The organism is Burkholderiaceae bacterium DAT-1, assembly GCA_019084025.1.
Lineage (GTDB): Bacteria > Pseudomonadota > Gammaproteobacteria > Burkholderiales > Chitinimonadaceae > DAT-1.
Genome location: JAHRBI010000007.1, coordinates 64,900 through 78,698 on the forward strand (window position 1 = coordinate 64,900; position 13,799 = coordinate 78,698).

The 13,799-nt window shown below is 54.1% G+C and carries 14 protein-coding genes; 5 read left to right on the plus strand and 9 right to left on the minus strand.

All coding sequences use genetic code 11. From position 1 onward, the window contains the following. Positions 1–103: 103 nt before the first annotated feature. On the minus strand, positions 104–415 hold the full coding sequence (locus KSF73_15315; GenBank protein ID MBV1777088.1) for a metalloregulator ArsR/SmtB family transcription factor: 312 nt from the start codon (positions 413–415) through the stop codon (positions 104–106). Between the two features lie 187 nt (positions 416–602). On the opposite strand from KSF73_15315, the gene gpmI reads away from it, so the two are divergent. From gpmI to KSF73_15340, 5 genes are all read left to right on the plus strand, one after another. Next, positions 603–2,141 (plus strand): 2,3-bisphosphoglycerate-independent phosphoglycerate mutase, encoded by a 1,539-nt coding sequence (gene gpmI, locus KSF73_15320; GenBank protein MBV1777089.1) that lies wholly within the window; start codon positions 603–605, stop codon positions 2,139–2,141. A gap of 2 nt (positions 2,142–2,143) precedes the next feature. Continuing rightward, complete coding sequence (locus KSF73_15325) at positions 2,144–3,364, plus strand: peptidoglycan DD-metalloendopeptidase family protein (protein MBV1777090.1); 1,221 nt, start codon at positions 2,144–2,146, stop codon at positions 3,362–3,364. Between the two features lie 31 nt (positions 3,365–3,395). Further along, positions 3,396–4,856 carry a S41 family peptidase gene (locus tag KSF73_15330; GenBank protein ID MBV1777091.1) on the plus strand — a complete coding sequence of 487 codons (1,461 nt, stop codon included), beginning with the start codon at positions 3,396–3,398 and terminating at the stop codon, positions 4,854–4,856. Positions 4,857–5,011: 155 nt separating this feature from the next. Continuing rightward, a complete protein-coding gene (locus tag KSF73_15335; GenBank protein MBV1777092.1) occupies positions 5,012–5,521 on the plus strand; it encodes a GAF domain-containing protein in 510 nt (169 codons plus the stop codon). A gap of 86 nt (positions 5,522–5,607) precedes the next feature. Next, positions 5,608–6,372, plus strand: a complete 765-nt coding sequence (locus tag KSF73_15340; protein MBV1777093.1) for a HesA/MoeB/ThiF family protein — start codon at positions 5,608–5,610, stop codon at positions 6,370–6,372. Here KSF73_15340 and KSF73_15345 read toward each other — a convergent pair. The 8 genes from KSF73_15345 to rpe all read right to left on the minus strand — a co-directional run bounded on the left by KSF73_15345 (position 6,317) and on the right by rpe (position 13,729). Further along, a complete protein-coding gene (locus KSF73_15345; GenBank protein MBV1777094.1) occupies positions 6,317–7,129 on the minus strand; it encodes a TatD family hydrolase in 813 nt (270 codons plus the stop codon). The genes KSF73_15340 and KSF73_15345 overlap by 56 nt on opposite strands. Next, positions 7,126–8,436 carry a sensor domain-containing diguanylate cyclase gene (locus KSF73_15350; GenBank protein MBV1777095.1) on the minus strand — a complete coding sequence of 437 codons (1,311 nt, stop codon included), beginning with the start codon at positions 8,434–8,436 and terminating at the stop codon, positions 7,126–7,128. Before KSF73_15350 ends, KSF73_15345 begins: the two co-directional genes overlap by 4 nt. Positions 8,437–8,541: 105 nt before the next feature. Continuing rightward, positions 8,542–9,021, minus strand: coding sequence for a dihydrofolate reductase (locus tag KSF73_15355; protein ID MBV1777096.1), 480 nt, complete (start codon positions 9,019–9,021; stop codon positions 8,542–8,544). Positions 9,022–9,068: 47 nt separating this feature from the next. Continuing rightward, positions 9,069–9,806: an anaerobic ribonucleoside-triphosphate reductase activating protein gene (locus KSF73_15360; GenBank protein MBV1777097.1), complete on the minus strand. Its 738-nt coding sequence runs from the start codon at positions 9,804–9,806 to the stop codon at positions 9,069–9,071. Between the two features lie 198 nt (positions 9,807–10,004). Beyond that, a complete protein-coding gene (gene trpE, locus KSF73_15365; GenBank protein MBV1777098.1) occupies positions 10,005–11,468 on the minus strand; it encodes an anthranilate synthase component I in 1,464 nt (487 codons plus the stop codon). 106 nt (positions 11,469–11,574) lie between these two features. Next, complete coding sequence (locus KSF73_15370; protein ID MBV1777099.1) at positions 11,575–12,264, minus strand: phosphoglycolate phosphatase; 690 nt, start codon at positions 12,262–12,264, stop codon at positions 11,575–11,577. Further along, on the minus strand, positions 12,261–13,025 hold the full coding sequence (locus tag KSF73_15375; GenBank protein ID MBV1777100.1) for an SDR family NAD(P)-dependent oxidoreductase: 765 nt from the start codon (positions 13,023–13,025) through the stop codon (positions 12,261–12,263). The genes KSF73_15370 and KSF73_15375 overlap by 4 nt, the downstream gene beginning before the upstream one ends. A 20-nt stretch (positions 13,026–13,045) precedes the next feature. Then, on the minus strand, positions 13,046–13,729 hold the full coding sequence (gene rpe / locus KSF73_15380) for a ribulose-phosphate 3-epimerase (GenBank protein MBV1777101.1): 684 nt from the start codon (positions 13,727–13,729) through the stop codon (positions 13,046–13,048). Positions 13,730–13,799 lie beyond the last annotated feature (70 nt).

The following is a 13,799-nucleotide window of genomic DNA, read 5'->3' on the forward strand; positions in this document are numbered from 1 at the left end:
TTTTTTTATGCATTCTCCGGAGCTTTCACCTTGCAAGAGCGCACTGGCAAAGATCGGCATGACAGACAATTGGCGACATGTCGCAAAAATGTCGGATGCGTGCTTACTTGGTGAACCCGCAAAATACGTCACGCATCATGCTGACAACTTCAAGTGTTCTGGTATCACCTACGCGGTAGTAAACCCGATTTGCATCCTTGCGGGTACGTAGCACGCCTTTTTCACGCATGATGGCCAAGTGCTGGGAAATATTGCTTTGAGAGGTGCCAACGGCATCCACGATGTCTTGTACGCTAACTTCCTTATCGCCAAGTACGCATAGGATTTTCAGACGTAACGGATGGGACATGGCTTTCATGGCGCGCGACGCTTGTTCGATGTGCTCGTCGTTCTGTATAAGCTGGAAGGGTTGCATTCGATTGTCGATCTTACAAAATTGAATCTGGCCGATGGAACGGCCGCGAAAAAACGAGGATGAAAATGTGTCTAATGAACTGGCTGAAGATGATAGCCATAACTAAGTGGTAGAATCTTAATCGCTGCAGTGAAACCTGTGCAATACCTGCAGCAAATTATCGACTGACTCGTTTCAAGTGAGCACTATGTCTACGGTTACACCTGTCCTATTTCTGATCCTTGACGGATTTGGTCATCGCCTCGAGGGTGACGACAACGCCATTCTTCACGCTAGAAAGCCTAATTGGGACAGACTTGTCGCAAACCATCCATATACAGCGATCAATGCATCCGAGCAGTTTGTCGGTTTGCCCAAAGGACAGTTTGGTAACTCGGAAGTGGGACACTTGAATATCGGGGCTGGACGAATTGTTCAGCAAGATATCAGCCGGATTGATTGTGATGTGGCGGATGGCTCGATGGCCAAAAACCAGGTGCTGGCGGCGGCGATTGAGTTAGCTCGCGATCAGGGAAAAGTGCTCCATGTGATGGGGTTGATGTCTGATGGTGGCGTACATAGCCATGAAAATCATATTCATGCCTTGATACGTGCAGCGCATGCGTCGGGCGTCAAGCAGATTCATGTGCATGCATTCCTGGATGGTCGTGATACCCCACCGCGAAGTGCCGAGCTGTACCTGAGTCGTCTGCAGTCTGTATGTGACGCTTGCCCGGGTGCGCGTATTGTTTCTGTTGTCGGCCGCTTTTTCGTAATGGATCGTGACAAGCGCTGGGATCGCGTGGAGTCTGCATACAAGCTCGTGGTGCAGGGAGAAGGTGCGTTTGTAACCGTTACAGCGCTCGATGCCTTGAAAGATGCCTACGAACGTGGTGAAAATGACGAATTTGTTCAGGCCACCCGCGTTGGTGAGGCTACGTCAGGCATCTGCGATGGTGATGCCGTCATCTTCATGAACTTCCGTGCCGACCGCGCACGTGAGATCAGCATGGCGATCAACGACGATGCCTTTGATGGTTTTGTGCGCGCCAAGCGAGTAAAGCCCGGCATGTACGTGACACTGACTCGCTATGCAGATGCCTATCCTTATCCGGTTGCCTATGAAAAAGCCAAGGTGCAGAACAGCTTTGGCGAATACATAGCAAGTAAGGGTTTGAAGCAACTGCGTATTGCCGAGACTGAAAAATATCCGCATGTCACCTACTTTTTCTCAGGCGGCGAAGAACAGCCGTTTGCTGGCGAAGATCGGATTCTGGTCGCATCGCCGAAAGTCGCAACCTATGATCTGCAGCCAGAAATGAGCGCACCAGAGGTGGCCGACAAGATTATTGAAGCCATTCAGTCGCGTAAATACGATGCAATTATCTGCAATTTCGCCAATGGCGACATGGTGGGGCATACAGGCAGTTTCGACGCCGCCAAGCAGGCGATCGAGGCTCTGGATGCATGCGTTGGACGCTGTGTCGAGGCCATGCGCGCAGCCGGGGGCGAAGTGCTCATCAGCGCCGATCACGGAAATGCAGAAATGATGTGGGATCCGACGTCGGGTCAGCCTCATACCCAGCACACTACTGACCTTGTGCCAGTACTCTATATTGGCCGCCCGGCTCACATTGAAGCGCTTGGCAAGGGGGCGTTGCGCGATTTGGCACCCACACTGCTGGCCATGATGGGGCTGGATCAGCCAGCAGATATGGATGGCAGCTCACTGATCAGGTTCATCTGAACGTGCGTCGCGCTCTGATTCTGATCATGATTGGCGTGTGCGGCCCGGCAGTCTGTGCTGCAAAAGAGCCGCCTGCCAGGCAGGATGTCGATGCGATCCGTCAGAAAATAGACGAGGTCAAGCGCGAGCTCATGGCCAATGAGGCCAATAAGGCTGATGCTAGTGATGCGCTGCGTGAGTCCGAAGTGGCGATTAGTGACGCAAGTCACGCCATGTCGCAGCTCGATAAGGAACAGCAGATATCGCAGGCCGAGCTTTCGCGGATCAATGCGGATATCTTGCGGATTCGACGAAATCTGGATGCAAGTGCGCAGCGAATCAAGCGCATTCTGAAAACCCGATATCAGAATGGCCGGCATGAGGCGATGCGTCTGGTGCTTGAGGGGCGCGCACCTGCACATATCGCGCGTCAGCTCGAATATTACCGGTATATCGCACAGGCTCAACAAAAGCTGGTGAATGAATTAAGCGCTCAGTTATCGAAGTTGAATGAGCTTGCGGAAGCAATCAAGCAAAAAAGTGAGGCGCTTGCGCGACTCGCGGCCGAAAAGCGAAAGCAGAAAGCAGTACTTGAAGCAGGACAAGCAGAAAAGCAACAGGTTCTGAGTCGCTTGTCAGGCGAGATTTCGCAACAGCGTAAGCAAATTGGTAAGTTGCAAGCCGATGAGAAAAGCATGACGCAACTGGTTGAACGCATTATGCGCGAGACCAAGGAGCGCGAGGCGCGTGAAAAGCAAGCGCGAGATGCGCGGCAGGCCGCCACCCATCTGCCCAAGAAGAATGGCGTTACACCCGTGGTCAATGATCGCCTCCCGGATGCCTCGATTCAGGGTGACTTTGCGTCGCTTAAAGGGCGTCTGCGCTTACCGCTCAAAGGGGAAATCCTTGGGCGCTTCGGGCAAGCCAAGGCGGATGGCCTCAACTGGAAGGGTGTATTCATCCGATCAGATGCGGGCAACCCTGTCAAAGCCATTGCTGCGGGACAGGTCGCGGAAGTGGGCTGGATACGCAACTTTGGTAACGTCATTCTGGTCGAACACGGAGGTGATTACATCACTGTCTATGGCGCAGCAGAATCCATTTTGAAGCGAAAAGGCGAAAAGGTCAGTGCGGGCGAGGACATCGCCACGGCTGGCAATAGCGGCGGGAACGCTGAAACGGGCATATACTTCGAACTGCGGCACAGAGGTCAGGTGGTTGATCCGATGACCTGGGTACGCTGACGGATGACATCAAGAACATAAAAGGAATCTCATGCAGCCCAAATTTCAACGTGCGAGCTGGGTATTGGTAGGAGTGAGCTTTGGCGCACTCTTGATGACGGGCGTGCATGCGCTTGCCGAAAAGGAAAGCGTGGATGGCGTTCTGCCAATCAATGAGCTAAGAACCTTTGCCGAGGTATACGGACGCGTCAAACGGGACTACGTAGAACCCGTCGATGACAAAAAGCTCATCGACGAAGCCATTAAAGGCATGATTACTGGTCTCGACCCGCATTCTGATTACATGCATGGCGAAGCCTTCCACGACTTGCAAGTCCAAACCAGTGGCGAATTTGGCGGCCTGGGTATCGAGATTGCAGCCGAAGACGGATTGGTAAAGGTCGTTGCCCCGTATGACGACACGCCCGCTTTCAAGGCTGGCGTCAAGTCGGGAGATCTGATCTACAAGATCGATGACACGCTGGTGCGCGGCCTATCGCTTACCGATGCAGTGAAGCGTATGCGCGGCAAGCCAAAAACCAAGGTTGTGCTGACGATATTGCGCAAGGGCGAAAGCAAGCCGCTGGTGCTGACCTTAATGCGCGACATCATCAAGATTCGTACCGTGCGTTCGCAATTGCTCGAGCCGGGATATGGCTACGTGCGCCTGAGTCAGTTCCAGGAACATTCGGCGCAAGATCTTGCCGTGGCCATTAATGGCCTGTACAAGGAAAACAAGGAGGCTCTCAAGGGTCTGGTGCTTGATCTGCGTTCCGATCCGGGCGGCGTACTCACCACCGCTGTGGGCGTGTCCTCCATTTTCCTCCCAGAAAACAAGCTGGTCGTATATATGGATGGCCGCACGGCTGATTCCAAGGCTAAATTCTTCTCCAATGACAAGCTGTACTGGGGTAGTAAGGATGATCCGTTTAAGCAGGCTAGTGGCGATATCAAAAACGTACCGCTGGTTGTCCTGATCAATGGCGGTTCTGCATCTGCCTCGGAAATCGTTGCGGGCGCACTTCAGGATTACAAGCGCGCGATCATTGTCGGCACCCAGAGCTTCGGTAAGGGCTCGGTGCAAACGATTATGCCAGTCGGTAAGGAAGCGGCAGTCAAGCTGACCACTGCTCGTTACTTTACGCCAACGGGACGTTCGATTCAGGCCAAGGGTATTACGCCGGATATCGATGCGCCGGAACCGATGATTAACGGGATCGATCCAGATACCTACCGCGAACGCGAAGCGGATCTGGAGGGGCATTTGAATAATCCGCAGGGTGGTTCGGAGCGTGGTGCCCCTAAAAAGGCTGCGGCAGACAAGGCTGTCGAGCAGCCCAAGGTTGAAAAGCGCAAACCCGCTGCGGAAGAAACCCCGGATGATGAGGCTGACACCTCACCGGAGCGTGCCAAGCCAAGCATCGTTAACCTGAAGCGTGATACCCAGCTGCAGCAAGGCTTGAATGTATTGAAGGTGCAGCAGGTCATCACACGAAATGCGGCTGCAAAGTGAAATAAAAGTGTATATGGACAGTTAAGACACCTTTGATCGTCCAGACTTGCACACAATGCCCTGCGTTCTATAAAGAGTGCAGGGCATTTTTGTTTTCATGGGGTAGTGCATTTGTACTACCGACATCATGACAACGCGATTTTCCGGGCCGGATCATGCATGACGCCAATCTTGTAATGAATCTGTACAAGTTGCTTGCCGATGGCAAACTCGACAAGCCCAAATTTTGTCAGATGCTGGTAAGAGCACTTGTGCAGGAAAGCGGATCCTCCAGAGCTTCAATCTGGTGGTATAGCGGCGAGCTGCGCGATGAAATTGTCTGCCAGACCTTGTTCGATACCGCGGACAATGCATGGGTAGATGGCGCGGTGCTGCGCGAAGACGAATATCCGGAATACTTCCAGGCCATGCTGGGAGATCGCCGGATTGTAGCGCCCGATGCAAGAAATCACCCAGCTTGCATGTGTTTCAATGAAAACTTTCAGGAACCGCTTAATATCTATTCCCGTGTAGATATGGCCATCGGCGATCAGGATGCCGAATTAGGGATTCTGACCTGCGAAATGGCAGGCTCTCCGAAGATCTGGACGGATACGGATGTGCTGTTTATCCAGCAGGTTGCAGCCATGATTGCCATGGGGTGCCGCAAAGGACTGCTGAACTAGTCCTTTTGAATGGCTGACTTCCTTGGCCGCTTCGCTTACTATGCCCGTTTGCAAGAATCTGGCGGGTTGTCATTATGTCTCGTGATTTGTCTGACGCCGATTTGCTGCGTTATGGCCGTCACATCCTCCTGGATGAAATCGGAATCGAGGGTCAGCGTGCCCTGTTGGATGCACATGTCCTGATTGTGGGCGCAGGGGGGCTAGGCTCGCCTGCTGCGCTATATCTGGCGGCATCGGGTGTAGGTCGTTTAACGATTGCTGATGATGACACGGTGGAGCTATCCAATCTTCAGCGGCAAATTATTCATGCCACTGCAGATCTGGGACGCCTAAAAGTGGACTCGGCGCGCGATCGTCTGCATTCGATCAATGATGCCGTCATTGTTGAAACGATCGCTGAACGACTCAATGGGGAGGCCTTACTCAACCGCATTGCTTTGGCCGATGTGGTTCTGGATTGCTCGGATAATTTTTCGACGCGCCACGCAGTCAACCGTGCATGTGTCGCTACTCAAACGCCACTTGTATCCGGCGCTGCCGTACGATTCGATGGGCAGTTTTCGGTGTTTGACGCACGCCTGGCTGATAGCCCTTGCTATCGCTGCCTGTTTCCCGAAGAGGGCGAAGCAGGAGATGGCCCGTGCGCAACGTTTGGCGTACTGGCACCGTTGGTGGGCATTATCGGTAGTATGCAGGCGGCAGAAGCTGTCAAAATTTTGATTGGTATGCCTGGCACGCCTATTGGGAAACTGGTGACCTTGGATTTGCGCCAGCACGAATGGCGGACGTTACGCTTTAAGCGTGATTCACAGTGTCCGGTGTGCGGGCAGGGCGCAATCCCAGCAAATTAGCAGCGTTTGACGTTGTCACTTGGGCGATTGTCTCGATTGATTCACCCCGCAGCTCTGCAAGCTGCAGCGCGATACGCTCAAGGTACGCTGGTTCGTTGCGTTGCTGACGCGCCCATTCGGGGGGCATATCAGGCGCATCTGTTTCCAGAACAATTGATTCGAGCGGCAAGGCTGCCGCCAGCCGCCGGATGTTCTGCGCACGTGGATAGGTTAGATTTCCGCCAAATCCGAGCAACAGACCCTGCTTGATATACGCATCCGCCTGCTGCGGACTACCGTTAAACGCATGCGCAATCCCCCTGCGAATCCCAAACCGGCGCAATTGCGCCAGCACCTGATCCTGTGCCTTGCGCACATGCAATAGCACGGGCAGGTCAAACGTGCTAGCCAGCTTCAATTGAGCAGTTAACCACTCGAGCTGAGACTGAGCGTTTAAGCCGGTAGCGAATAAATCCAAGCCTATTTCGCCAACCGCATGCGGGCGTTGCGCCTCAATCAGTGCGGCCAGTTCGGAGAGATGTGCCGGGCGATGTGATCTTTCGTAGACGGGATGCAAGCCCAGTGCAATCGGACAGCCGTATCGCTCGCGCATGGCAAGCGTGCTGGCAAAGCTTGCCTGATGCACAGAAGGAACGACAATGGTATTGACGCCCCGATCTCGGGCTCGCTGTAATGCCGCATCGCGATCCACATCGAATTCACCGGCATCCAGATGACAATGCGTATCGATTAAGTGAAGCGATGTGGTGGTAATCATTCGTTGGGTGCGCTAATCAATGCCTGATCATTGGCATCGTACAGGGCAAAGCTGTGTTTGCCACGCTGTTTCGCTTTATACATTGCCATATCTGCATGGCGGCGCAAGGTGGTGGCATCTTCACCGGCGCCGGGGCACAGTGCAATGCCGATGCTGGCTGTGATACGCACTTTGTTTTCGCCAAGCGTGATCGGCGCATCCAGTACAGCAAGCATCTTGTTTGCGATCTGGGTTGCGTCATCCGGGTGCTGCAGGTGGGTTAGCAGCACCATGAATTCGTCGCCGCCCTGACGACTGACCGTATCCGAACTGCGCACGCAATCGACCAGACGGCGTGCGACGATGCGCAGTAAGTCATCACCTGCGTCGTGACCCATACTGTCGTTCACACATTTAAAATCATCTAGATCAATAAAAAGGAGTGCCAGACTCGTATCCGTGCGAGAGCGTAAGCGCAATGCCTGATCAAGTTGTTCGGCGAACAGAAATCGATTAGGAAGGGCCGTTAGCGTGTCATAAAAGGCCAGGTACAGAACCCGTTCTTCATTGCGCTTGCGTTCGGTAATATCGGCAACGAGCGCAAACAGGCTGGTCACCCGGCCATCTTGATCACTGACCGCACTCAGACTGATTTCCACCGTAATGGGGGGGCGGCTGAATGGCAATAATTCAAGCTCGAAACGATGATGCGGTGCAGGGCCCCAGCGAAGGCTTTCCTCTTTGATCTTGGCAATCGATTCCGGACTGAGAATATCTTCCGGCGCAAGTCGGAGCAATTGCTCTTCGGGATAGTTAAGCAGATCGCAAAGCGCCTGGTTAACCTCCAGCAACTCGGCGGTCTGGGCATCGAAGAGTGCATACCCTTCGTTCGCTGCTTCCAGTACACGACGATGGCGCAGATCACTTTCAAGCAGCGCATCTTCATTGAGGCGTCGCTCATGGATATCGACAATCGATACCACGAGGTGATGGCCGTTCCCCGTTTCTACCAGTCGGGCCGCCAGAATCACCCAGACGCGCTGACCGCCGGCCAATAGCAGGCGCGCTTCAAATTGCCGGACGAAGCCATTGCCACGTGCGATGAGCAGAAATTGCCGGGACATACTCGGATTGTCGAAAATGTCGCGCAAATGCGGTGAGTCAGGATCTAGCCCGAGCGTTTCGCGAGCCAGCCTGTTCATAGAGATGATGGCCCCATGCTCTGCCTCGACCAGTAACAGTGGTAAAGGCGCCTGCAAGGCCATCAAGCCGAAATCAATTTCGGGGTCGGATGTGGTCTGAAGTGCAGAAGTGTTCGCGCTGTCCATCCTGTCGTTCCTTTTTACCTTGTCAGCAGCGGGACGGCCTGTAGCCGTCCTATCAATGTAGACTAAGCAGAAAGTATGCCGAAAGGAATGAACGGTGTACGCGGCCTATTTGATACGTTCGTAAACCACAAAATGATAGGTAAACGATTCGTTTTGATGAGTTTGACGACTGGTTTCGCGAAACTGGTCTTTCGGCCAGACTGGAAACCAGGCATCTCCTTCAATCTCGGCGTCAATCTCGGTCAGGTACAGGCGGTCTGCGAAGGCGAGCGCCTCACCGTATAAAGTGGCGCCACCGATTACAAAAATTTCGCCACTGCCAGCCTTGGCAATGGCTTCGTCCAGTGTATGGACAACATCAGCCCCTTCGGCGCGCCACTCAGGGTTCCGCGTAATCACGATATTGTGGCGATTCGGAAGGGGTCTGCCGATGGAGTCCCACGTTTTGCGCCCCATGATGATCGGATGGCCGCTCGTGGTGGCCTTGAAATACTTCAGGTCTTCCGGCAAATGCCAGGGGAGTCGGTTTTCGATGCCAACGGTGCGATTGCTGGCAAGGGCGGCGATCAGTGAAAGCATGTGTATCCCAGAGTAAGTACGCAGAGTGCGGCGTGAAAGCGCAAGTGCGAAGCTTACACCAGGTTGGGCAATGCCTCGCGATATTCGAAGTGTTCGAAAATCGATGAAAGCGAGATCAATACGCCGGGGTGAGGCGCAATGGGCATTTGCTCTGGTAGATAGGCTTGTTGCAGTGCATAGCGCTTAACGCCACGTACGGATAATTCGCGAGCGAGTTCCAAGAGTTCCAGCTCACTGAGCCAGTCTGGATGCCATGTTGTACGGCACTCGAAATTGGGGTGACTATTGATCAGGAGTTCCAGCGCAAAGCCGGTTGGCCAATGTGAGTTGGATTTGCCGGTCAATGAGTCGTGATGTGCAACGGTCGTTTTGATATCCAGCGCAACCCAGTCAAGATGCGCAAGCAGCGGCGCCATTTGCCCCGGAAATATTCCCGCAGTGTGCAAGCCCGTTTGAAATCCCAGCTTCCTTGCGGCGAATAGCATTTCAGGAAAACGCGGGTCACCCAATGCTTCACCACCCGAAAACACAACCGAATCGAGGTGCTGGCGTTGCACTTTGAGCCAGTCGAGCACCTCGCTTCGCTGGTAAGCAACGGTTCGCTGTTGTAGTTGCGGATGACAGCAGTAAACGCATCGCCAGGGACAACCGGATACAAACACAACGGCCGCACGCCGTCCCGGCCATGCGTGCTCGGAGCATGCAAGCAGCGTAGTGACCGCAGCAGCGGGTTGCTGCATGGCAGGCTGATCGGTGTCCGTTCTTGGGACGAAGGAGGCTGGCTTGGACATGGGCCGGTATAAAAATTACAAATCGACAGACAGGCTGTTTGACAGTAAGCGGATGCTATCACCGGGCACGCCGACGGAAAGGGCTAAATGGGAGGGGGTTGATCAGGATCAAATGGGCCACAAGGTCAGCACAGAAGCAAAACGGGGCTGAATAAGCGCCCCGTTTTTGTGCAGTTTACCTGATAGCGTAAACGGAAATCAGCTATCCAGCCCGCGCTGGGCCAGCTCCGCCGCACGCACCACGGCGCGCGCCTTATTCATGGTTTCTTGCCATTCGGATTGCGGGACAGAATCAGCCACGATACCCGCACCGGCTTGTACATACAGCACCTTGTTTTTGATAACCGCTGTGCGAATGGCAATGGCGAGGTCCATATCGCCATTAAATCCGAGGTAGCCAACTGCACCTGCGTAAATGCCGCGTTTGGTAGGCTCGAGTTCGTCGATGATTTCCATCGCCCGAACCTTGGGTGCGCCAGAAACCGTTCCGGCAGGAAAGGTGGCTTTGAGGACATCCAGATTGTCAAAGTTACCTTTTAGCTTGCCTTCTACACTCGATACGATGTGCATGACGTGCGAGTAGCGCTCAATCACGCGGTCGTCGGTCACGCGTACGCTGCCTGTCTCGGCAATACGGCCTACATCGTTGCGACCAAGATCCATTAGCATGACATGCTCGGCTACTTCTTTGGGGTCTGACAGTAGTTCTGCTTCGAGCGCGAGGTCTTCCACTCGATTTTTACCACGCGGACGAGTACCTGCAATGGGTCGCACCGTGACTGTGCCTCGTTCTTGGCGAACCAGAATCTCGGGCGATGCACCCACGATATGCGTATCGCCGAGGTTGTAATAGAACATGTAAGGCGATGGATTGAGCGTGCGCAGCGAGCGATACAGCGTAATAGGTGACTGCTCGAATTTCATCTGCATGCGCTGGCTGAGCACCACCTGCATGATGTCGCCTTCAAGGATGTATTGCTTGGCCCGTTCAACAGCTTGCTTGAAAGCGGTTTCGCCAAATTCGGATTTTGGCGTGGTGTGTGGCGTCGGCTCACAGCGCGGCAGTCTAGCGGGTTCGCGAAGCTGCATGCGCAATTCATGCAAGCGTGAATTGGCTTTGGCAAAGGCATTGGGTTGCGCTGGATCGGCATAAACCACTAGATAGAGTTTGCCGCTCAAATTATCGAAAATGGCAATTTCTTCGGATAACAGCAACTGAATGTCAGGCGCACCAATGACGTCGGCTTTATCACCGCGATCGAGGCGAGATTCGATCAGTTTGATGGTTTCATAGCCAAAGTAACCAACCAAACCGCCCGTAAATCTGGGGAGGCCTTCGTGCGGCGGGACATGGTAGCGCGACTGAAACTGACCAATAAACCCGAGAGGATCGCCTTCGTGTGATTCCACCAAGACCCCATCAGTATGTACTTCTACCGTTTTTCCGCGCACCGTCAGTACTGTTTTGGCGGGCAGACCAATGAAGGAATAGCGGCCAAAACGCTCACCGCCGACAACGGATTCCAGCAGGTAAGTATAGGGCGCATCTGCAAGGCGCAAGTAGGCAGAAAGCGGTGTGTAGAGGTCTGCGAGACCTTCTTGTACAACGGGAATACGGTTATAGCCTTGACGCGCCAGTGCGTCGAATTCGAGTTCGGTCATGATCACTGCTCCAGGTTCAATCGGTTAAATAAAGACGGGGGCGAGCGATCAACGCCATCGCCAGGCCGAGCGAATCTGAAGTGAAATGTGACGCATGTTCAGGAATTTATTGGCTGTTTAACAAAGTGGAGTTCGCATTCTTAACGAATTCGGCGATCTCGACAAGACTTGTCGCCTTTAAATCTGGTGAGAGCGGGCCGATGTCTTCGTATCCGTAGTCGAAAAGCGCACATCGCGCATTCGCTGCGCGTGCCGCATCCAGATCATAGTGGGAATCTCCAACCATCAGCAGCTGACTGGCAGGCAGGCCAAAATGGGCGCAAGCATGCAATAAGGGCAGGGCGCTTGGCTTTTTCTCGGGGAGGCTATCCCCTCCCAGTACTAAGGAAAAATACGATGCAAGCCCGGTTTGTTCGAGTATGGGCACGCTAAAGCGATACGGCTTATTGGTGATGCAGGCCAGTTGAATGCCTTGAGACTGGAGTAGCGCCAACCCCGACTCAACACCCGGGTAGGGACGGGTGGTCGCGGTGAGTAGTCGCGTATAGTGCAGATCGAACGCAGCCATACCCTTATCGTGAGTATCGGGATCGACTTCTCCGTGTCGGCTATCGGTCAGAGCGCGGTGTACCAGTCTGGCCATGCCGCCTCCCACGTAGCTTTCGAGTACGGCTTGAGGCAGCGGAACACATCCGAGATCTTCCCGCATTGCATTGGCCGCTGCGGCCAGATCGCCAATGCTATCCACCAGCGTGCCATCCAGATCGAGTGCGACGAGTGTGATGGACGTTGTCATGCAGAACCGCCCGGAAATGGAGCCCGGATGTCGGCAATGGCATCTTGCCCGAAGCGTGCGTCATGCAGATAGGCAATCAGTTTTTCAGCGCATACTTCCGGGGACGTGAGCTGGCCCGTTTCCTTCATGTTGATGAAGTATTCCAGATTAGGGAATTGATCGGTCGTCGACTGACGGATCTGCGACTGCATACCGGTGTCAATGATGCCGGGGGCAATGGAGACCATGCCAATTCCATCATGGCTGGCTTGTTCCTGTGCAGCCGTCAGGGTAAACATATCAAGCGCCGCTTTACTTGCGCAGTACGTGCTCCATCCCTCGGATGGACGCCGTCCGGCACCGGAGCTGATATTCATGATGCGCCGATCGAAGCGATGCGGGCCAAGATGACGAATAAACGCATTGGTCAGCAGCATGGGTGCAGTGACATTGATCTGGACCAGCCTCACGATCGCCGCATCGTCCAGCGTGCCACTCGGTCCAATGGGATCAATCACACCCGCATTGTTGATGAGTGTCAGCGATTCCCAGGCGATACTGGCGAGCGAGCCAAATACTTCATCGGCAAGATCAGGGAGAGCGTGCATATCGGACAAGTCACAGGCAACGAATCTATAGCCGCGGCCTTGTTCGGCCAGCGCCCTGAGCTCGGCACTCTCGTTGCGTGCCAATGCAATCAGGTGACCACCCTGCGCAATCACGGCTTGCGCAAGCGCGAGCCCAAGTCCGCGCGCAGCGCCCGTGATGACGTATCCCCGCATGATCTCTCCCTTTAATTTGCTCAGACCTTGGCCAGCTCTGCGCGCATGGCGTCGATCGTGGCTTTGTAGTCCGGTGTGTTGTAAATCGCCGAACCGGCAACAAAGGTGTCTGCGCCTGCTCGGGCAATTTCGGCAATATTATCCACTTTGACGCCGCCATCAATTTCAAGCCAGATCTCGCGTCCGGTGCGCTCGGTGTAGGCATCAATGCGCTTGCGTGCTTCGTGCAACTTATCGAGTGTCGCCGGGATGAACTTCTGTCCGCCAAAGCCCGGATTAACAGACATCAGCAGAATCATGTCCACCTTGTCCATGACATAGTCGAGATAGCTCAGTGAGGTGGCTGGATTGAATACCAGGCCAGCCTTGCAACCCTGTTCGCGGATCAGCGAAAGGGAGCGATCTACGTGCTCGCTGGCTTCCGGATGGAAGGTGATGATATTGGCGCCTGCCTTGGCAAAGTCGGGAATGATACGGTCGACTGGCTTGACCATCAGGTGTACATCAATCAGTGCTTCGGTGCAGGGGCGAATGGCTTCGCAAACCATCGGGCCGATGGTGAGATTGGGAACATAGTGATTGTCCATGACATCAAAATGCACAATATCTGCACCCGCAGCAATCACATCCTGAACCTCCTGGCCCAGTTTGGCGAAGTTTGCAGACAGAATGGAGGGGGCAATGCGGAAAGTCGGCGAGCTCATGGCGGATTTTGGGCGGATCAAAAGTATGATTGTAGCGCGAATCGAGACAGGACTTGTCCTCCGCACTAAT

Coding starts and splice junctions, on each gene's coding strand:
- KSF73_15370 (MBV1777099.1), bottom strand. CDS start 12,264: ATGACAACGTCCATCACACTCGTCGCACTCGATCTGGATGGCACGCTG.
- KSF73_15345 (MBV1777094.1), bottom strand. CDS start 7,129: ATGATTACCACCACATCGCTTCACTTAATCGATACGCATTGTCATCTG.
- KSF73_15315 (MBV1777088.1), bottom strand. CDS start 415: ATGCAACCCTTCCAGCTTATACAGAACGACGAGCACATCGAACAAGCG.
- KSF73_15375 (MBV1777100.1), bottom strand. CDS start 13,025: ATGCGGGGATACGTCATCACGGGCGCTGCGCGCGGACTTGGGCTCGCG.
- KSF73_15330 (MBV1777091.1), top strand. CDS start 3,396: ATGCAGCCCAAATTTCAACGTGCGAGCTGGGTATTGGTAGGAGTGAGC.
- KSF73_15335 (MBV1777092.1), top strand. CDS start 5,012: ATGCATGACGCCAATCTTGTAATGAATCTGTACAAGTTGCTTGCCGAT.
- KSF73_15360 (MBV1777097.1), bottom strand. CDS start 9,806: ATGTCCAAGCCAGCCTCCTTCGTCCCAAGAACGGACACCGATCAGCCT.
- rpe (MBV1777101.1), bottom strand. CDS start 13,729: ATGAGCTCGCCGACTTTCCGCATTGCCCCCTCCATTCTGTCTGCAAAC.
- KSF73_15350 (MBV1777095.1), bottom strand. CDS start 8,436: ATGGACAGCGCGAACACTTCTGCACTTCAGACCACATCCGACCCCGAA.
- trpE (MBV1777098.1), bottom strand. CDS start 11,468: ATGACCGAACTCGAATTCGACGCACTGGCGCGTCAAGGCTATAACCGT.
- gpmI (MBV1777089.1), top strand. CDS start 603: ATGTCTACGGTTACACCTGTCCTATTTCTGATCCTTGACGGATTTGGT.